The 19,502-nt window shown below is 41.3% G+C and carries 17 protein-coding genes; 7 read left to right on the forward strand and 10 right to left on the reverse strand.

Features of this window, described 5'->3' with window-relative positions; all coding sequences use genetic code 11:
• Positions 1–35: 35 nt before the first annotated feature.
• Positions 36–578 carry an REP-associated tyrosine transposase gene (locus ACK1U4_RS07370; protein WP_419400586.1) on the reverse strand — a complete coding sequence of 181 codons (543 nt, stop codon included), beginning with the start codon at positions 576–578 and terminating at the stop codon, positions 36–38.
• 97 nt (positions 579–675) lie between these two features.
• Positions 676–1,269: a 6-pyruvoyl trahydropterin synthase family protein gene (locus tag ACK1U4_RS07375; RefSeq protein ID WP_419400587.1), complete on the reverse strand. Its 594-nt coding sequence runs from the start codon at positions 1,267–1,269 to the stop codon at positions 676–678.
• Positions 1,270–1,495: 226 nt separating this feature from the next.
• Between ACK1U4_RS07375 and ACK1U4_RS07380 the strand changes: the two genes are divergently transcribed.
• The 3 genes from ACK1U4_RS07380 (at position 1,496) to ACK1U4_RS07390 (ending at position 5,102) form a co-directional block, all read left to right on the forward strand.
• Positions 1,496–2,131 carry a response regulator gene (locus ACK1U4_RS07380; RefSeq protein WP_419400588.1) on the forward strand — a complete coding sequence of 212 codons (636 nt, stop codon included), beginning with the start codon at positions 1,496–1,498 and terminating at the stop codon, positions 2,129–2,131.
• A gap of 12 nt (positions 2,132–2,143) precedes the next feature.
• Positions 2,144–3,766 (forward strand): sensor histidine kinase, encoded by a 1,623-nt coding sequence (locus ACK1U4_RS07385; RefSeq protein WP_419400589.1) that lies wholly within the window; start codon positions 2,144–2,146, stop codon positions 3,764–3,766.
• Between the two features lie 154 nt (positions 3,767–3,920).
• On the forward strand, positions 3,921–5,102 hold the full coding sequence (locus ACK1U4_RS07390) for a fatty acid desaturase (RefSeq protein ID WP_419400590.1): 1,182 nt from the start codon (positions 3,921–3,923) through the stop codon (positions 5,100–5,102).
• Positions 5,103–5,166: 64 nt separating this feature from the next.
• Here ACK1U4_RS07390 and ACK1U4_RS07395 read toward each other — a convergent pair whose 3' ends face one another.
• The 8 genes from ACK1U4_RS07395 to ACK1U4_RS07430 all read right to left on the reverse strand — a co-directional run bounded on the left by ACK1U4_RS07395 (position 5,167) and on the right by ACK1U4_RS07430 (position 12,701).
• Positions 5,167–5,922, reverse strand: a complete 756-nt coding sequence (locus ACK1U4_RS07395; RefSeq protein ID WP_419400591.1) for a histidine phosphatase family protein — start codon at positions 5,920–5,922, stop codon at positions 5,167–5,169.
• A gap of 175 nt (positions 5,923–6,097) precedes the next feature.
• Positions 6,098–6,808, reverse strand: a complete 711-nt coding sequence (pyrF, locus tag ACK1U4_RS07400) for an orotidine-5'-phosphate decarboxylase (RefSeq protein ID WP_419400592.1) — start codon at positions 6,806–6,808, stop codon at positions 6,098–6,100.
• Positions 6,809–6,877: 69 nt separating this feature from the next.
• A complete protein-coding gene (locus ACK1U4_RS07405) occupies positions 6,878–7,237 on the reverse strand; it encodes a LapA family protein (protein WP_419400593.1) in 360 nt (119 codons plus the stop codon).
• Between the two features lie 381 nt (positions 7,238–7,618).
• On the reverse strand, positions 7,619–7,924 hold the full coding sequence (locus ACK1U4_RS07410) for an integration host factor subunit beta (RefSeq protein WP_419400594.1): 306 nt from the start codon (positions 7,922–7,924) through the stop codon (positions 7,619–7,621).
• 321 nt (positions 7,925–8,245) lie between these two features.
• On the reverse strand, positions 8,246–9,916 hold the full coding sequence (gene rpsA, locus ACK1U4_RS07415; RefSeq protein ID WP_419400692.1) for a 30S ribosomal protein S1: 1,671 nt from the start codon (positions 9,914–9,916) through the stop codon (positions 8,246–8,248).
• Positions 9,917–10,033: 117 nt separating this feature from the next.
• Complete coding sequence (locus tag ACK1U4_RS07420) at positions 10,034–10,855, reverse strand: (d)CMP kinase (protein ID WP_419400595.1); 822 nt, start codon at positions 10,853–10,855, stop codon at positions 10,034–10,036.
• Positions 10,856–11,118: 263 nt separating this feature from the next.
• The gene (locus tag ACK1U4_RS07425) at positions 11,119–11,466 is read right to left on the reverse strand and encodes a PilZ domain-containing protein (protein WP_419400596.1); all 348 of its coding nucleotides are present in this window, start codon (positions 11,464–11,466) and stop codon (positions 11,119–11,121) included.
• A 41-nt stretch (positions 11,467–11,507) separates the two neighbouring features.
• On the reverse strand, positions 11,508–12,701 hold the full coding sequence (locus ACK1U4_RS07430) for a DNA-directed DNA polymerase (protein WP_419400597.1): 1,194 nt from the start codon (positions 12,699–12,701) through the stop codon (positions 11,508–11,510).
• Between the two features lie 596 nt (positions 12,702–13,297).
• Between ACK1U4_RS07430 and ACK1U4_RS07435 the strand changes: the two genes are divergently transcribed.
• The 4 genes from ACK1U4_RS07435 (at position 13,298) to ACK1U4_RS07450 (ending at position 19,501) form a co-directional block, all read left to right on the forward strand.
• Positions 13,298–15,616, forward strand: coding sequence for a site-specific recombinase (locus ACK1U4_RS07435; RefSeq protein ID WP_419400598.1), 2,319 nt, complete (start codon positions 13,298–13,300; stop codon positions 15,614–15,616).
• A gap of 220 nt (positions 15,617–15,836) precedes the next feature.
• Complete coding sequence (locus ACK1U4_RS07440; RefSeq protein WP_419400599.1) at positions 15,837–16,616, forward strand: Nif3-like dinuclear metal center hexameric protein; 780 nt, start codon at positions 15,837–15,839, stop codon at positions 16,614–16,616.
• Between the two features lie 802 nt (positions 16,617–17,418).
• Positions 17,419–18,927 carry a transglycosylase SLT domain-containing protein gene (locus tag ACK1U4_RS07445; protein ID WP_419400600.1) on the forward strand — a complete coding sequence of 503 codons (1,509 nt, stop codon included), beginning with the start codon at positions 17,419–17,421 and terminating at the stop codon, positions 18,925–18,927.
• A gap of 103 nt (positions 18,928–19,030) precedes the next feature.
• The gene (locus ACK1U4_RS07450; protein WP_419400601.1) at positions 19,031–19,501 is read left to right on the forward strand and encodes a hotdog domain-containing protein; all 471 of its coding nucleotides are present in this window, start codon (positions 19,031–19,033) and stop codon (positions 19,499–19,501) included.
• Position 19,502 lies beyond the last annotated feature (1 nt).

Genomic DNA, 19,502 nt, shown 5'->3' on the forward strand with positions numbered 1-19,502 from the left:
ATGCTAGACCAAAATCACAACACATAAACCAACAATTAATCATAATCCAACTTAATTAAGGCAGGAGAAACACCACCTCCCCAATCTTCATCGTAAATACCTTGTTGTACAAATCGATGAAAAGTTGAAAATTGCCAGTCTTTGGGTGAAAGTGAATAGCCATGTTTGACAGGGTTATAATGAATATATTCAACATGATGCAAAAAATCGACATCATCACGAATTTTATGTTCCCAAAATCGCCTTTGCCAAATACCGCTTTCTCTCTTTTTTTGTCGTGAATGTGAAGCGTTTGAATCAAAGTTTAATAAATTCATTTGCCTTGAAAAATGACTTTTTAGGCTTGAAACAATGACAGAAAAATTATCACTGTCTTTTGCCAAAGTTATCATTAAATGAATATGGTCTGGCATTAATACCATTGCTTCAAGTGTAAAATCATGATTTTGCTTGGTAATTTTGTAGGCATTACGAAATAAACCCACATTTTCAATCAATATGTTTGATTGGCGGTTTTCAAGACATAACGTCAAAAAATAGCAACCGCCTTTGGTTTTATCTCGGATGTACGTTCGCATAGTTTTTGCTAATTTTTTTAAAAGGCTTTAGTCCAGCTTTTTAGATTTCATAATTTTGCTGGGCTAAAGCCCAGCCTACATCATACCCTATCAAAGTTTATTTGACTTGCAAAACCACATTCGGATTGACAAATTTTTCCCCTTTTATCAATTTTTCATACATCAAAGGGTCGTGCCATTCCGCTTTTACCTGCTCACTAAAATCAAAGTCCACCAACCTTAACGTCCCCATTTGCTCATTTTCCACGTCCTCAAGGAAGCATTGAGCATAGCCAGTCGCCGTTTCGTGAGCAATCACCGAATACACCCGCACATCCGCCTCACCATTTTGCATTTGGGTTTGCTTTAAGATTTCATTCGCCCAAAAGAAAATAACCCGACTAAACTGCTCGGCAGAGGGCGATACAGGCAGACTTATCCAACGGCTACTGAATTTTTTGCACGCCTCGATATACTCAGGGTCGTCTTTATCCCAAAAGCAAATCGCATGGTCAAAACTGTCAATGATGTCCTTAATGGACGATTTTAACAGCCCAAAATCATACACCATTTGACCGTGGTCAAGGCGATTGGCTTCAAGGATTAACTCAATTTGGTAACTATGCCCATGAATGGAAAATTTGCAACGGTCAGAGCTACAGTTGCGGACGATATGGGCGTTTTCAAATTTAAACAGTTTTCGGATTCGCATAATTTGCCATAATTTCAATCTTTTAATGAAAGGCTATTATAAAGGGTTTGGGGAAATTTCGCCATTTTTTAGCCATAATTGCCTTAATAATTCCGATTAAAATACTCGGATTTTTTATCCAATATTTTGCGTTTGGTTTGACAGCGAATCAGCATTCCAATCCCCAAAAAATGTGCTAAGATAGGATTTTTAGTGATATAAATTTTGGTATTTTAAGGGGCAATTGATGATAAAAGTATTGGTGGTCGATGACCATGATTTGGTACGCATGGGCATTAGTCGAATGTTATCCGATAGCCAAGATATCGAGGTCATTGCTGATGCCGATAATGGGGAAACGGCGATTCAACTTGCCAAACAGCTCAAGCCTGACGTGATTTTGCTTGATGTCAATATGCCGACCATTGGCGGACTGGAAGTCACCAAACGCCTATTGCAAAATGACAAAACCACCAAGATTTTGGCGGTCAGCTCCCTTGCGACTCAGCCCTACCCTTCGCTACTGATTAAGGCAGGGGTCAGCGGTTATATCACCAAAGGCACGCCCCTTGATGAGATGATAAAAGCGATTAAAAAAGTCGCTCAAGGGGGGCGTTATTTTAGTGCTGATGTTGCCGAACAGCTTGCCGATGTGCTATTGGCAGAAAAAGCCGACTCGCCTTTTGAGAGCTTGAGTGAGCGTGAAATGCAGGTGGCAATGATGGTGGTTAACTGTCAAAGCCCCCAACAAATTGCCGACAATTTGTTTGTCAGTGTCAAAACGGTGAATACTTATCGTTATCGAATTTTTGAGAAATTGGGCATTGATAGCGATGTCAAGCTCACCCATTTGGCAATGCGACATGGCTTGATTCAGCCTTAAGTTGAGAAACCCATGATTACCAATCCTGCCTTTTCTTCCTTATTTGATGACCGACACATAGCGGATAAAACCCAACAAGTTGGCAATGTGTATAATGGGTATCGCATTCTAATTTCGACATTTTTGTCGATGAATTTTTTATTGGCAATGCGAGGTACAAGCCAAAGTTTATGGACGCTCATCAATGTATTACCAACAGTTGGCTATTTTTTATTAAGTTTATTGCTATTTTTGGGTTATTTCTTTTATCCCAAAAATACACTATTAATGATTGGTTTGGTAGTTGATGTTTTAATTCTCAGTTTTTCGCTGTATTTTAGTGGGGGTACGGATTTACAGACCATTTTATTATTTTTAGTCACGGTGGCTGCCAGTTTTATGCTGGTACGGACGCATCAAGCAATTTTGATTACCGCCTTTGCCATTACGTTGGTGATTTATCAACAGTTTAATCCGCTACAAAAAGAAGTCACTTACAGCATGATTAGCAATGGTGGCTTGATGGTGCTAAGTTTTATTGGGGTCGCCTATTTAAGTCACACCATTGCCAAACGTTTGTTATTGGTTGAGCGTTTGTCATTACGCCAAACTCGTGAGGTCAATGCCCTCAATGCGATTAATGATAAAATCGTACAAGTGCTTGACCAAGGCGTATTAATCATCACCCATCAGCTTGAAATCTTGCTTGCCAGTAATATTGCCATTCAACAATTGAACTTACCCACGCCATTATCCAGTTATTTTTTACCCTTGATAGCCCCCAATTTAGCTGAACAAATGATTGATTTTTGTACTCAAAATGAGCAATCTTTAGTTGTTAGATTATCCAACCCCGAACAAACCAACGACAAGAGTAAACTTGACTCACTGGTTTATAATGAATTTCGTTTACGAGTGTCGCAATTAGGCAATGGTCATGCCCTTATTTTGATTGAAGATTTACGCCGTGAACAAGCCCATGCCCAACAATTAAAACTGGCTTCGTTGGGGCAATTATCTGCCAGTATTGCCCATGAAATTCGCAACCCACTTGCCGCCATCAGCCAAGCCAGCGAGATGTTACTGGAAGAAAGTCAAAGCAGTGACACGCACTTATCCGAAGATGACCAAGTATTATTTGAGATGATTTTTAAGCAAACCAAACGAGTAAATCAAATTATTGAAGATGTACTAAACTTATCTCGCCAACAAAAGCCCAATCAAACCATTATTAATCCTTGTTCATGGATACCTGAATTTATCAAAGAGAACTTTTCATCACACGATGTGTTTTTTCATTGCTCCACCCAATTCACATTTAATTTTGACCCCTATCAACTCGAGCAGGTTTTGGTTAATTTGGTCAATAATGGGCTACGATTTTGTAGTAAAGTGCATCCTCATGCTTATGTCACCATCGAAGTCTATGATACTGATAAATATATTTATATTGACGTGATTGATACTGGGGCAGGCGTTACCCAAGGGGATGAAGATAGTTTGTTCAACCCATTTTTTACCACTGACCATGAAGGCACAGGACTGGGGCTTTATTTGTCACAAGCGTTTTGTCAAGCCAACCATGCCAATTTGCTGTACATCCCCAACCATGAACATACTTGCTTTCGCATTGCCTGTGATAAAAAGTTGGGATAAAATTGTATTTTTTTGAGTGTATGGATGTTCACTTTAGAGCAATTTTCGGCTAAAATAACATCATACCAAAGTGAATTTTGACTGGCTATTAGCAAAATTCACTATTCTTTCTTCGGCTATGATTTTAATAGACCGTTATCGTTAGGACGTTGTTATGACTGACACCCTTTCGCCTAAAAACGAAGCGTTTGAACACGCACCCATTAACTGGATTCCTGCCATTGTCTTGATTAGCACGCCTATTCTTGCCTTATTTTTAGTACCTTATTATTTGCTAAATCATAGTGTTAGCTGGCAAGTATGGGTAATTTTTGGCTTATTTATGGCATGGAATGGGTTGAGTATTACTGTAGGCTATCACCGTTTATGGGCTCACCGAGCTTATCAAGCCCACCCAATTGTTAAATGGTTCTTTTTAATCGGTGGCACATTAGCCGTCCAAAGTTCGGTATTTGACTGGTGTAGCGGTCACCGTGTGCATCATCGTCATGTCGATGATGTGTATGAAGACCCCTACTCTGCCAAACGTGGTTTTTGGTTTTCGCACATCGGTTGGATGCTTCGCAATTACCCCAGTGGTAAATTTGATTACAAAAATATCCCTGACCTAAAAGTCGACCCTGTTTTGGTGTTACAACATGAATATTATGGGCTATGGGTGGTGTTAGCCAATCTTGGCTTGCCTGCATTAGCAGGTTGGTTAGTTGGCGATATCGCAGGCACGATGGTGTTAGCAGGTTTATTACGTTTGGTATTAAGCCATCACTTTACCTTTTTTATCAATTCATTATGTCATATGTATGGCACACGACCTTACACTGATACCAATACCGCACGTGATAATCCCATTTTGGCACTATTCACATGGGGCGAGGGTTACCACAACTACCATCACTACTTCCAATACGACTACCGTAATGGGGTAAAATGGTGGCAATATGACCCATCAAAATGGATTATTTACGGCTTGTCAAAAGTTGGCTTAACGTGGGATTTAAAACGTGTACCTGATGTCACCATTCAACATGCCCAAACCGAAATGGCATTCAAACGTGCTGAGAAAAAAGTTGCCATGTTTTCAGGTAATTTGACCACCGATTTTCAGATGGTCAAAGAACGTTTAAACACCGAACAACAAGCCTTTAAACAAACCCTTGCAGAATGGCAAGCCCTAAAAACCCAAGCCATTGAACTGAAAAAGACTGAATTTGCCCAACGTCTAAATGAAGTCGATGAGAAGATGAAAGACCAATTTCAAGCGATTGAGCAGAAGCTTAAAGCCCATAGCCAACAAATTGAATTAACATTGGCTCAACTCAATGGTAAACACGCTTAACACAATATCAAAATCAATAAAAAAGGTTGGTACAATGCCAACCTTTTTTATTTAATCTTCTGCATTAGCCATCCGTCAAAGGATAGCTAGCCGTTGAAAATGGGTCAATCAATTCAATCAGTGGACGCTCATAGCACTGCCCACGCCAAATAAAATGTACTTTTGCTTCGCTAAAGGGCTTGTCATCAAACCACAAAAACACCCCTTCCATCATCTTGGGCCAATCGTCCCAATCAATCGCAGTTACGCCCATCATCACCGCCAAAAAAGCGGATAATAAAGTATCATGGCTAACTGCCAATAGCAAATGCCCATGTTGCGGTTGATGTTGGAAAAATAATGCCAATAAATCCAGTCCGCCTTTATGCGGTGACTTTATCCCTGCCAAATCCTCTGCCAAAAAACGATTGATAAAATTTAACGCCCCAATCTCTTTAAACACTTTCCCTACTTCTTCATGGTCAACCACCAAACTGCCAGGTTCGACCAATAATGCTTGATGGGACACATTACGGTCAATCCCTGCCCCTGCCTGCATCAAAATAGCGGTGTCAATACACCGTTGAATGGGACTGCTAATACTATCCACATCCATCGAATAGGGTAAATGGGTAGCAAGCCAACGCCCCCAAGACTCTGCCAATACTCGACCTTTGGGGGTTAATGGTAACGCATAACTGGCAAAGCCATTACCATCCGACAGTTCACGCAATGAATGTCGAGTGAATAAAATGAGGCGGACATTTTTGGGCAGGAGCTTGACAGAGTCTATCATGCTGGGGGGTAGATGGGCTGGCATATCAGTAATGGATTTTATCATGGTTGCACTCATTCCTTTTTACAACGTCCAATAGTTAGCTTGCCTGCCTCTAAATAAGAAAAAATGATAGTGCATTAAATCAGAAATTATACTTTGAGGTATTGGGCATATGCAATACGCCCCTACAGAACCTGTCTTATGGCTAATTTAAACGACTATATTTATAAAAGTAAATTTAAGCCAACGAATCCATAATCAATTGCAATTTTGCCAATGGGTCTGGGGCATGGGTAATCGACCGACCAATCACCAAATAATCCGAACCATTTGCCAATGCCTCGCTGGGGGCACAAATGCGGTTTTGGTCATTAGAAGCATCTTCAGGCATCCGAATGCCGGGCGTAACAAGCAAGAAATCCTGCCCACACAAGGCTTTAAGCATTTTGGCTTCTTGAGCGGAACACACCACCCCATCAAGCCCAGTTTGTTGGGTCAATAAAGCAAGACGTTTAACATGATTATCAAGGCTATCATTCACCCCAATATCCACCAAATCCTGCTGGCTCATCGAAGTCAACACAGTCACCGCAATCACCAAAGTCGAATAATCGCCCTCAACCAATCGCTGTTTGACCGTCTGCATCGCAGTACGCCCACAACTGGCATGCACATTGACCATCCACACGCCCAAATCAGCAGCAGCTCGCACGGCTTGTGCCGTGGTATTGGGGATATCATGGAACTTCAAATCCAAAAACAGCTCAAAATCACGCTGATGTAACTGCTGAATAATAGCTGTGCCATATTTGGTAAATAACTCTTTACCCACTTTTAGACGGCAAAGATTTGGGTCTAATTTATCTGCCAGTGCCAATGCTTGCTGGTCATTCATATTGTCCAATGCCACGATAATGGGCGACTGGACATGGGTATTACTGGCAGTCATAAACCATCCTTACTTTATTTCTTGGTCTTATTTAACGCTCGAATCACTTCAATCAGACAGATAATGTCATCACACCGGTGGTAATGCATTATTTTGGTTGGTATTGATTGGCAATCCTGTATCTTTATGTTGAAGCATATATTGTTCAAGATTATGCTGAGATTGCATGAGTTTTTCTTGGGTTTGCTTTAGCTCTTTATTCAAGCGTTGGGTTTCAAGTTTCATCTGTAATACACGGAATAAAATCAAACCCAATAATAGCCCAGCAACGACCCCTAATACGATACAAATAATCAATAGCAGACCCAAATTCATTTGTGGAGCGTTGCTAAACAATAAATTAACATCAACTTGTTGGTTGTTAACAATCACCAACATCAACGAATAACCAAAGACTAAAAATAATAAGATTGTAATTAAGAAACGCATGATTGTACTCCATGGCTTATTTTTATAATGAATTAAATCAGCAATAACACTATAAGATTTTGGGCGTTGGCAATACACCCTACAAATTCTGTCTTATTTCTAATTTAAACTATAATCTGACTTTTGTGGGTTACGTTTTGCTAACCCACGCTACGAGATTGAGTATTATAAGATAATTATGTGTTGACACTTATAAATTAAATAGTTAATCTTTTGATGAATATTTCAAAAAAAAGGTGGAATCAAGTCCACCTCTTATGACATAACCTTGTTTATCAAATCATGTGTCATAGCCATTAATCTGACTATGATATAAACCACATCATTTGCCAGTAACTTGATTCATCATCACAACACATAAGCCATAAACTCAACTAGTAACTAGCTCAATCCTTGGTGTTGATTCACGGATTCTCGCAGTGCTTTACCTGGCTTAAAATGCGGAATGGCAGTTGCATCGACCTTGACTTGCTCACCTGTTTTAGGATTGCGAGCCACTCTTGATTGCCGATGATGTAATGAAAAGCTACCAAAGCCTCGCACTTCCACTCGACCATCTTGTGATAGTGTGTCTACCATTAAGTCAATGATTTGCTTGGTTGCTTCTTCAACCATTTTTTCTGCCAGCGTATCACATTCGCTTGATAGTCTAGCAATCAAATCAGATTTGTTCAATACTTTTTCCATGTTACCTCTAAACCTTACTTAGGTATAATTGTATCCCTTGTATTCATATAGTAATTAATAAATCACTCATTAGATGCTACAGAAGGACTTTGCTCACTGATGCAATTCACCACCCATACCCCATGTGCAGTTGATAGATTAAGCATACAATCAATTGAGTATACAAACGCACTTGGATTACATTTCATTACTTATTGTCTATTTATTATAACAAAAGCAAAATTTAAATACTGCAATTTTTTCTAAAAAATCAACAATAAAAAAAGACAACCCGAAGGTTGCCTTTTTGTTGACTAACAACAATCAATATTGATGGGTCAATTATTGATTTTGTTGTTGTTCCTTAATCAAATCACCAATGGTTTTTGGCTGTGCTTCTTGAGCGGTGTTGGCACTCAAGGCTTTGATAGCGTCACGTTGTTCAGCTTCATCTTTAGCACGGATTGATAGGTTGATACCACGTGATTTACGATCAATGTTGATGATTTTAGCTTCAACTTCATCGCCCACGTTTAGTACAGTGGTTGCATCTTCAACTTTTTCTTGTTGAATTTCTGAGGCACGAAGGTAGCCTTCGATATCGTCAGTCAATTTAACTTTTGCACCTTTGGCATCAACTTCAGTTACTGTACCTTTAACAATCGCACCACGGTCATTTGCCGTCACGTATTCGTTAAATGGGTCGCTGTTTAATTGTTTGATACCTAGGCTGATACGGTTGTTTTCTGCATCAACTGATAGGATTTGAGCTTCAACGCTATCGCCTTTGTTGTAGTTACGAATGGCTTCTTCGCCTGCTTCGTTCCAAGAAAGGTCAGACAAGTGAACTAAGCCGTCAATACCGCCATCAAGACCGATAAAGATACCAAAGTCGGTGATTGATTTGATTGTACCTGTTACTTTATCGCCTTTTTGATGGTTTTTATCAAACTCTTCCCATGGGTTTGGCATGGTTTGTTTGATACCTAGGCTAATACGGCGGCGTTCTTCATCAATATCAAGGATTTGAACCATGATTTCATCGCCCACTTGTACAACTTTTGATGGGTGGATGTTTTTGTTGGTGTGATCCATTTCTGATACGTGAACAAGACCTTCGATGCCATCAGCGATTTCAGCAAAACAGCCATAGTCAGTCAAGTTGGTAACACGGGCTTTAACGTTTGTGCCTTTTGGATAGTTGTTAAGAACGTCTTGCCATGGGTCAGTGCCTAGTTGTTTTAGACCTAAGCTAACACGGTTACGTTCACGGTCGAATTTCAATACTTTAACTTTTAATTCTTGACCGACTTCAACCACTTCTGATGGGTGTTTGATACGACGCCATGCCATATCAGTGATGTGCAATAGACCATCAATACCGCCTAGGTCTACGAATGCACCGTAATCAGTAAGGTTTTTAACCACACCAACCACTTCTTGACCTTCTTCTAGGTTAGAAAGTAGGGCTTCACGCTCTGCTGAGTTTTCAGACTCCATGACTGCACGGCGACTGACAACCACGTTGTTGCGTTTTTGGTCAAGTTTGATGACTTTAAATTCAAGCTCTTTGCCTTCAAGGTGAGCTGTGTCACGCACTGGACGAGTGTCAACCAATGAACCTGGTAGGAACGCACGAACTGAACCGATATCAACGGTGAAACCGCCTTTAACTTTACCAGAGATAAGACCTGTAACAATCTCATTGTTTTCATAAAGTTTTTCAAGGACGTTCCAAGTTTCGACACGTTTGGCTTTTTCACGTGACAATAGGGTTTGACCCATACCGTTGTCAACAGCGTCAACCACGACTTGAACTTGATCGCCAACTGCTACTTCAAGCTCGCCTTGTTCATTCAAAAATTCTGAACGAGCAACGATACCTTCTGATTTTAGACCTGTATCAACAGTAATCCAGTCGCTGTCAATCGCAACAACTTGACCAGAGATTACCGCACCACGTTCAACGTCTAACGCTTGGCTTGCTTCAAACAGTTCAGCAAATGATTCCATCATAAATTTTACCTTTATATAGCCGTAGCCTGTCCAGTACAGTACGGTTCAAATGATGATTTTTTATAAACAAGTGACTGGTTTTATGGTTTATAAAAAATCAGAAAAATCGTTAAGTTATACCAAACCTCGTTGTTGGCATAATTGCCACACTTGGTCAAATACTTGGTCAGCCGTGAGGCTAGAACTATCTATCACCACCGCATCTTCCGCAGGCTTGGCAGGTGCGACACTGCGTCCACTATCTCGCTCATCACGAGCGATAATCTGTGCCAAAATCTCAGCGTAATCTGCCGTTTGTTGGGCATTTTGTAATTGCTTGACACGGCGTTCGGCTCGTGCTTGGGGCGATGCCACTAAATATACTTTGACTGGGGCTTGGGGAAAGACCACCGTTCCCATGTCACGCCCATCCGCCACCAAACCTTTGGTTTGTGGGAATGGATTGGCGGATTGTGTGTCTATTTTTAAAGCTGGTTTTAAAGCTGATTCTAAAGCGAAATTTGTTGGGCTGGGCTGTGCCATCATGTGTTGTAAGCCCAATAACGCCTGTCGTACTTTGGGCAATACTGCCACTTTAGACGCATATTCACCCACTTGCTCGGTGCGAATGGCTTGGCTAATGTCTTCGCCATTGACCAATACGGTCACATGTTCTGAGCCTTGTTTGGCAGGTAAAAACACAATATTCAGTGATTGCGTTAGGGCTTCGAGGGCAGTTTCATCCAAAGCTGTGGTATTTAACAAACCTTGTCGTTGTGCCATCAAACCAACAATACGGTATAACGCCCCAGAATCTAACATGGCATAACCCAGTTGATTCGCCAAACGACTGGTCAGCGTGCCTTTTCCAGCACCACTTGAACCATCAATGGTGATAATCGGCAACAGAGTCGCTGAAGACAGGGTTGCTGAAGATAGTTGGGTGGATTGGGTCATGGTGGGAATGGCAAATTTCTCAATATTTATTGGTTATAGTCGTTTAAAAATTAGTAATTAAGACAGGTTTTGTAGGGGTGTATTGCATACGCCCAAAGTTGTACCGTATTATTTCCAATTTAATCAACCATACCAGTTACGAACAGATGTTTCATAAAATATGGTTTTATCAATGCCTTGTTTTTTGGCATAAAAATAGGGCTGTATTATACTGGATAATCAGCCCAATCGCAACAGCTTTAGCAAAAAATGTTGGTAAAACGTTATAGTGTAAAGGTTGGTTTATCTGAGCTAATGCTACCTGCCAACAAGCGTTCTACTTCGTTTTTGATACGCAAGCCTGCTTCATCTTTGCCAAACTGCAATGCAAACCCTGCAGGACGTTGTCCTTGGGTGCGATGATGTACCCACACCACTTTACCATTCAATGGCATACGTTCACTACTACCTGGCAAGGTGATGGCAACGAAGGCTTGTGAGCCAAGCTGTTGTTGTTGGTTACTGGGAATAAAAATTGCCCCATTTTGAATAAAAGGTAAGTAACTGGCATACAGTTTTTCAACCGTGTCATAATTAATCGTGGTAATACCACCTCGAGCAGGCATCGCCATAGCAAGTTCCTTATTAATTGTTTATTATTGGATAAAATCTTTTAGCTTTGTTGTAAGGCATACATTAGCTTATCATAACATAGTTTATCTTGGATGTGTTGTCGTCTATCCTGCACAATTTGGCGGATAAGCTGTTGTAATTGCAAAATCGCCGATAAGGTTGAGCGTGGGTTTAGCTTTTGATAGTCAAGGTCTTGTTGTGACACCATCAAATTTGATAAATGATTGGCAATTTCAACCAGCATCAGTTGGGATAAATATAAAAAGTCGGTCAAACTCAAGGTTTTTTGCCAATAATCACTGGCTTGTACAGGGCTACGTTGATGAGAACGCAACGCTTGCCAACTATTAATCCATGTTTGACGGTGTTGATACCACTGACTTTGCCACATATCAAGGGCGACAAATGGGGCATACCCTGACAAGGCATTGACTTGGGTAAGGTCTTGCAAATTTGGTTCGGCACTGTCACCATTTTGGTGTTGATATTGGTTGGCAATACCTTGAGTCAAGTCTTGTTGCAACTGGGCTTGCATAAATTCAAGCGATTGTTGTGGGGTTAACTGGCTAACCGCCATACTTTGCAGACGTGAACGAATGGTCGGTAATAGCTGAGAAGGCGTGTCACTGATTAATAACATCAATACATTCTCAGCAGGCTCTTCAAGGGTTTTGAGTAAGGCATTACTTGCCCCTAACGTCATCAAATCGGCTTGATGAATCACCACCAAACGGATGCCATCACTGGATTGCTGAACAAACGGCTGAAGCTCTCGAATGGTATCAATTTTGATAATCGCAGAATGAGCATGGGTGGGACTTTGGTCGCTTAATTTGGCTTTACTTTTGCTGTTAGGTTTGGTGATATCGCTCGACTCACTGGCAATATTAATGGGCGGAATTTGGTATAGATTGGGATGCGTGTGTGCCATCAGCCATTGGCAACTGGGGCATTCACCACAAGCGGTTGCCACGCCTTGATGATTGATGGTTTTGGCGTGACACAATGCCCACGCCACAAAACGATACACAAACGCTCGCTTGCCTGTTCCTGCATTGCCTGCAAATAACATGGCATGGGGCAGGTTGGGAAAATGCTCAGTCATATACGCCCAAGCGGTGTGTTGCCACGGCAATAAGTCGGCAAATAACCACGATTGCATCACCGAATGTGGGACAGGGTCTGGGTAAAAATGTTTAGTCGTGGTCGGTAATACTTGGTTTTCAGTCGTCATGTTATGCTTTGTTGCAAAAAATTAATGGATTTTGGGGCGAAATTCGATTAAGTTGCTCACTTTAATCGGTATTAAAATAAAAATTGTACCCCAATTTTAACCTCACTAGGGAAATTTCTTTTACTGTAGGACTAACGCAAAAGACACTGGATTCCTGCATTCGCAGGATGAGAGCCGTTAAAGCAAAACATCGTTTTGCAGGCTCGCAAGACGAGGGCTATGCCCGAAGTAACGACAAAGATTTTGATTACTCGTCACCCCTGCGTAGGCAGGGGTCTAGCGTCTTTATTTAACCTGAGCTCGGGATAAGAAGTATTAACATTTTACCTATAATCCCCCTAAATCCCCCTTTTTCAAAGGGGGACTTCACCTCCGTTTTAGTCTAAGTTATGGAGGTATAGCCCCCTCTTTCGTAAAGAGGGGGTTGGGGGAGATTTAAATGATAGCAATAGCTTACAATTTAGCTTAACCCAAACTCAGGTAATTTCAACAACTAAAAAATGTAGGTGTTTCACACGCACCTACGATTGTCAAACTTTATATTTTCTTCACTATCTTTTATGTGAAATTTGAATAAAAAACAAAAAGGTACTTAAATGCAGGATAATGACGGACTAAAAGTGATGACCCCGTTGTCAGAACGTTTGGCAGAATTATTGACCACCATCAGCAAACTTCGTGACCAACCTGACGTTGAGGTGTTTAAATGCCTACTCGATACCTTGCGAGAGCGTGCCGATGATGAAGCCACTGCCAATCAGCATATGGATATTTTGCTTAGGCTATTAAAGGGAAAACCCTCATGGGCGGAAGGTCTATGCGTGTTTATATTGACCTTAATCAGCCAATACCGTCAAGTGTCTTTGTACACTGATATGGGGATTTTATCCGATACCAGTTTCCTTTCCCAGTTTCATGCGTTAGTCGGCTCTCGCTTACTCCCACCCACACCAGATAGCCAAGACTTGACGTATTTATTTCATGTATTATTTGCCACGCCACAAACTCGCCAATGGGTGACGTTGGTCGATGACCGCAAATGGATGGCATTGGTGTTATTGTTGCGATTGCCCAAGTCATCACCACATAAAAAATCTAACCAACACAAAATCTTAATTAATGAACTAAAGTCGCATGTATTAAAAGCCATTACCATTTTGGCTCATCGTATCAGTGGCATTGGCTTGCATCCAGATATGCTCAAAGCCTTCCCCAATCCGACAGAAAATCAAGAAACTTTTATTGAGCTAAACCAAGAGGTTAGGGATTTTATTCAGCAATATCAAGCCAATTATTTGACTGCTTCTGAAGATACCCAACTGCCCTTGCCCGAAGTGGATAGTAGCCAAATTTTTGTGTTGACTGACCAAGCCGAACAGATGGTGCTAAACATCCGTAAACGCATTCATAAAACAGGCATTACCATTCGCACGACCAATATGTTGGTTCGTTTAGAGCAAACCTTGCAACGCCTTGAGCTACTGCTATCACTATTGGCAACCGATTCACATACCCAAAAATCGGCGGTGATAACCTTGTTAAAAGTATTGTATGAAGGCTCACACAATCGTAATAGTTTTCGTTATTTATTTGGGGTAAATACCGAACTTTTATCAAGAAAAGTTACCGAAAATGCCAGTAAAGTTGGTGAACATTATATCAGTACCGACAAATCAGGCTATCGCCGTATGTACCTCAAGGCGGCTCGAGGGGGTGTGCTGATTGGCTTTATGGCAACGCTAAAAATTTTGGGCAAATATCTTGCGTTAGCACCGATGGGCGTGGCGTTTTTGAATAGTATGATTTATGGCTTGGGCTTTGTGCTGATTCATATTATTGGCGGTACGGTCGCCACCAAACAGCCTGCAATGACGGCAGCGGCGATTGCCTCAACGATTTCGGAGGTCACTGGACGCAATAAAAACACCCAACTCTCCAAATTGGCAGAACTGGTGGTCGATATCATGCGTACCCAATTTATTGCGATTATGGGGAATATTTCGATTGCCATGCCTGTGGCGTTATTGATATCGAGTTTTTGGCTGTACGGACTCGGCAAACCCTTGACTTCGCTGAGTACCGCCGACCATTTATTGCATGATTTAAACCCTTTTACCTCACTTGCGATACCGCACGCCGCCATTGCAGGGGTATATCTGTATATTTCTGGGTTAATCGCAGGCTATTATGACAATTTGGCAGTGCATAACCAAATTGGCGAGCGTATCCGCAATCACCCTCGCTTACAACAATGGATGTCCACCGAGCGTTTGCAACGCTTTAGTGACTTTGTCGAACGCAACCTTGGGGCAATTATGAGCAACTTTATTTTTGGTTGCTTTTTGGGCAGTACGGCAACCATTGGCTTTATGTTTGGCTTACCGCTCGACATTCGTCACATTGCCTTTGCCTCTGCCAACTTTATTCATGGTATTTTTAATATTTTTGCCAATACTGGGGAAATGCCAGAATTAAGTTTAATTTTAGTCAGCCTATTGGGCGTGGCGGTGATTGGCATGATAAACTTACTGGTCAGCTTTTCGCTTGCCTTAATTACTGCCCTACGAGCCAGAAATGTCAAAATGTTTGAATGGAAATACCTGTTTGGTTTGGTGTATTCGCATTTGATGAATCAGCCATCCGACTTTTTTGTGCCACGTAAACAACCAATGAAATACGCTTTAATTGACAGTGACGGCAACATTATTTATGACGATAAACCCATCGAAAAATCCAAAAAAACCGCCCCACCGCCAGCCGTGCCAAGCGAGCCGTTGACCCCTGCGGAAAAATTGGCTCAAGTAGAAAAACTCACGCCTGCCGAAATTGAAGAGAAAAAACAAGCCATTAAAGATAAAGTTGCTGATAAAAAACCTGATAATGTAAATGATACCGCTAGTAAATTGCCGAAATAATTATTGTTAGGACTTAAGCAAATTTTGAGTTTATCTTGTTGATTAAAGACGCTAGACCCCTCTTTCGTAAAGAGGGGGTTGGGGGAGATTATAATACCAAATCCAAAAATTAACGTTGTAGGGGCGTAATGCTTACGCCCTATTTGAAATTTTAAATATTGGGCTTATTCAATAAGCCCCTATAATACACTTCAATAATTCGATAAACAGGAACACTTTCATGCCTTTAACTGCCCCCTCACCCCTTACTCCCACCGCCCTTGCCGATTGGATTAATCAATTATTGGAAGTCGATGCGTTTCAAGATTACTGCCCCAATGGGCTACAAGTCGATGCCGACCAACCGATTCAAAAAATCATCACTGGGGTCACGGCGTCACAAGCCTTGATTGAACACGCCATCGAAGCAAATGCCCAAGCAATTTTGGTACATCATGGCTATTTTTGGAAAGGTGAAACTGCCCCACTCATCGGCATGAAAGGCAAGCGGATTCGGCTACTGATGCAACATGGCATTTCACTATTGGCATATCATCTGCCACTCGATGCTCATCCAACGCTCGGTAATAATACCCAACTCGCCAAGCAACTGGGCTTCACCCTTACCGAACCACTCTATCCCCATGAGAAAAAACCTGTTGGCAATATTGCCAACTTAGCCCAAGCGATAGATATTGATGAGTTACGGCAAAATATCGCCCAACAACTGGGGCGAGAACCACTACATTTGGCAGGTGGTAATGCCCAAGTCAAGCGGATTGGCATTTGCACAGGTTCGGCTCAAGATATGTTGGAGCAAGCGGTGACGCAAGGCTGTGATGCGTTTATTTCTGGTGAAGTGTCCGAACGTACCACGCATATCGCTCGTGAGTTGGGCATTGAATATTTGGCGTGTGGGCATCATGCGACCGAGCGGGGCGGTGTTAAAGCATTGGGCGAGCATATTGCCCAACAGTTTGGGCTAACGGTGGAGTTTGTGGATATTGATAATCCTGTATAAGATTTTTTGGTATGAATCGTCATTTAACAAATATGACAAAAACCATATCTGCTAAACTTATGTCTTTGATTGACGCATTTCATCCCATTTTTTTCATCGTTTATAGCATCACTTTATGGGGAAAATTTAGACAAAATAAATATAAATTGGCTAATTTTTTCCGTTTAGGTGGTTTTTAGTTAGTTTTATCGAGATTTTAGCCTGTTATGCAAATGATTGCATGACGTAAAAAATATTTTATTTTAAAATGCTCAACCATAAGCAATTGTATTGCCATGCTTTGCCAAAACAACCGCATGACATACGTTGATGAACGTTAAATTTTCTAGTGGATTAGCAACACCAGATTGTATAGTCGTTTAAATAAGAAATAAGACAGAACATGTAGGGACTGACATACGCCCAAAATCTTATCGTGTTATTTCTGATTTAATTTATTATATATGAGCAAATCCCTAGCGACCGTAATACGGTATTTTTTAATTTTTTATGATTGATGGTATTTTTGTGCAAGACAGGAAGCCATCACCGTCATAGGTATAAGAAGAGGTAACCAGTTTTACCTCTTTTTTTAGCGTTGGATTAAGACGACCTATTTTGGATGAGAGCAATTTTTGGATAGTTGAAGTTATCCGTGTTTGTGGCTGTTAATTGTTAATTCATAAGACAAAGAATGAATCAGATAAGCCCTACCACCTTGTATAACCCAACGACTAGTTTCATTAACCGTTTTCATTTGGCATAGTCAACTATCGTATTAATTTAACGCAAGCAACGTGTGTGTGCCGTGGAGTAGTCACACATGCAACCCAATGGATTTTCATTATTTCAGCATCCATTACGTGTTCCGCTATTATTGACAAGGTTTGAACGTTTAGTATTTCACCCTGTGTCCCCTGCTTTTGCCTCGAACGCCTCTCATCTTGTGCGTTTGGTGCGTGGTAGTCATGGGTGTCAGCCTGTCGTTAGCGGTGCAGTAGCCCCAAATTTTAGCTCAACCCATTTTTCTCAAATCACCCTATCGCCTGTCGGTTCGCTAGGACAGCCTCGTTGGCGTGCATTAATCGCCAATCGTGTGCGTTGCCTATCCTTTGGTGCAAAGGTATTGGGAATTTTGAGCTTGATGTTACCGTTGGCGTATTTTGGTGTCAAATCAACGTTAAGTATGCCAGCAACAGCCAGCCAAGCTTCAGCCAATCAGCCCATGCCCAATGTGGTGCTAAAACCATCAGCAACTAACTTGCCGACTGCCAGTTTGGTGAGCTTGCCTACCCCAATGCTCGCCTCAAAGACCCTTGACCACATTCAAGCCAGCCATACATTACGGGTTGCGACTGTGGTCAATGGAACGACTTATTTTGCTAAAGATGGCTTTGAGCATGGCTTTGGACATGATGTATTGCAGAGTTATGCCCATCATCTCAAGGTCAATATGGTCACACAAGTGTTTGCCAATGAAGCCTTGGCTTTAGAAGCCGTAAAAGCAGGAAAAGTGGATATGGCGTTGACCACCCAAACCATTCAGCCTGCCTATTTGGATGGTCGCCATTTGACAGCCGCCAATGACGATACGCTGAACCAAATCAATTTAAACTGTGGTAAAGACTACTTGAGTACCTATGGGCTTAACCCAAATGTCAGCTTACAAATGCGTGCGTCTGACCAAAGTTTATTGCAAAATAGCCAGTCGTTTTTGTGCCAACCCAATACCTTGAATACCAATCAGCATTTGGCGAAATTCTATACCCAGCAAGTTTTTGATACTGATTATAGCGAACAACATTTTAGCAAAATCATCAAAACAAACTTGCCAATGTATCGTACCGCCTTTAAACAAAATGCCAAAACCCATGACCTTGACTGGCAGTTATTGGTGGCAATGGGCTATCAAGAATCCCACCTTAACGCAGAAGCCACCTCACCAACAGGTGTACGAGGCATTATGATGCTGACCAATGATACTGCTGAAGCGATGGGTGTAACTGACCGTATTGATGCCCAACAAAGCATCGAAGGCGGGGCGAAATACCTCAAAAAAGTACAACAACAGTTTGGCAATATGCCTAATTCTGATAGGCTGTGGTTTACCTTGGCGGCTTATAATATGGGGCCTCAAGCCATCAAAAATATCCAAGCCACCCTACAACAAAGTGGGCGTAATGCCAATAGTTGGGCAGAGGTATATCGTTATATGGCAGAAAATGCTTCAACGAACAGCCGTTATGTACAATGTATGGACTATGTGACCAATATTCGTGGCTATCTTGAACAGCTAAAACGCTCACCTGCCAAGTATAAAAAAGTCGCTTAACTGCCGATTGCTTTGGTAACAAAAAAGAATGGTTTGCTACCATTCTTTTTTTTGTGTTATAACAGGGATAAGAAGACAAATGAATGAAAAAAGGGAAATTACTATGTCACAAGACAAAGCTATTTTTAACACGGAGTATCGCATTTATCTTGAAGACACGGATGCAGGTGGGATTGTGTATCATGCCAATCACCTAAAACTATTTGAACGCTGTCGCCGTGATTGGCTTCGTTCACTTGGCATGACCAGTTATTTTTATCGCAGTCATTCACAAAATAAGTCGCAAAATCAGCAGGATAACGGTTTGCCAGACATTCAATTCGTGGTGAGTAAAGCCAATATTCGTTACCTTCGACCGATTTTATTGGATAGTTTAGTCAAGGTAAACATTGCGGATTTGACGGTTAAAAATACGTCTTTATTATTGGTGCAACAGATTTGGCTAGATGATGTGTTACTCAGTGAAGCGGATATAACCATTGCTTGCGTGGCAACCTCCAAAAATGACAAAGGGCAAACCGAAGTCCGCCCTACACGATTACCGAGGGATTTTGTGAAATTATTTGAAATTTAAA

Origin of the sequence: Moraxella sp. TY6 (assembly GCF_048551375.1) — a bacterium.
In the GTDB taxonomy this organism is placed as follows: domain Bacteria; phylum Pseudomonadota; class Gammaproteobacteria; order Pseudomonadales; family Moraxellaceae; genus Faucicola.

Coding starts and splice junctions, on each gene's coding strand:
- ACK1U4_RS07420 (WP_419400595.1), bottom strand. CDS start 10,855: ATGACCCAATCCACCCAACTATCTTCAGCAACCCTGTCTTCAGCGACT.
- ACK1U4_RS07440 (WP_419400599.1), top strand. CDS start 15,837: ATGCCTTTAACTGCCCCCTCACCCCTTACTCCCACCGCCCTTGCCGAT.
- ACK1U4_RS07445 (WP_419400600.1), top strand. CDS start 17,419: ATGCAACCCAATGGATTTTCATTATTTCAGCATCCATTACGTGTTCCG.
- ACK1U4_RS07435 (WP_419400598.1), top strand. CDS start 13,298: ATGCAGGATAATGACGGACTAAAAGTGATGACCCCGTTGTCAGAACGT.
- ACK1U4_RS07375 (WP_419400587.1), bottom strand. CDS start 1,269: ATGCGAATCCGAAAACTGTTTAAATTTGAAAACGCCCATATCGTCCGC.
- ACK1U4_RS07425 (WP_419400596.1), bottom strand. CDS start 11,466: ATGGCGATGCCTGCTCGAGGTGGTATTACCACGATTAATTATGACACG.
- ACK1U4_RS07395 (WP_419400591.1), bottom strand. CDS start 5,922: ATGATAAAATCCATTACTGATATGCCAGCCCATCTACCCCCCAGCATG.
- ACK1U4_RS07380 (WP_419400588.1), top strand. CDS start 1,496: ATGATAAAAGTATTGGTGGTCGATGACCATGATTTGGTACGCATGGGC.
- ACK1U4_RS07405 (WP_419400593.1), bottom strand. CDS start 7,237: ATGCGTTTCTTAATTACAATCTTATTATTTTTAGTCTTTGGTTATTCG.
- rpsA (WP_419400692.1), bottom strand. CDS start 9,916: ATGGAATCATTTGCTGAACTGTTTGAAGCAAGCCAAGCGTTAGACGTT.
- ACK1U4_RS07370 (WP_419400586.1), bottom strand. CDS start 578: ATGCGAACGTACATCCGAGATAAAACCAAAGGCGGTTGCTATTTTTTG.
- ACK1U4_RS07385 (WP_419400589.1), top strand. CDS start 2,144: ATGATTACCAATCCTGCCTTTTCTTCCTTATTTGATGACCGACACATA.
- ACK1U4_RS07450 (WP_419400601.1), top strand. CDS start 19,031: ATGTCACAAGACAAAGCTATTTTTAACACGGAGTATCGCATTTATCTT.
- pyrF (WP_419400592.1), bottom strand. CDS start 6,808: ATGACTGCCAGTAATACCCATGTCCAGTCGCCCATTATCGTGGCATTG.
- ACK1U4_RS07410 (WP_419400594.1), bottom strand. CDS start 7,924: ATGGAAAAAGTATTGAACAAATCTGATTTGATTGCTAGACTATCAAGC.
- ACK1U4_RS07390 (WP_419400590.1), top strand. CDS start 3,921: ATGACTGACACCCTTTCGCCTAAAAACGAAGCGTTTGAACACGCACCC.
- ACK1U4_RS07430 (WP_419400597.1), bottom strand. CDS start 12,701: ATGACGACTGAAAACCAAGTATTACCGACCACGACTAAACATTTTTAC.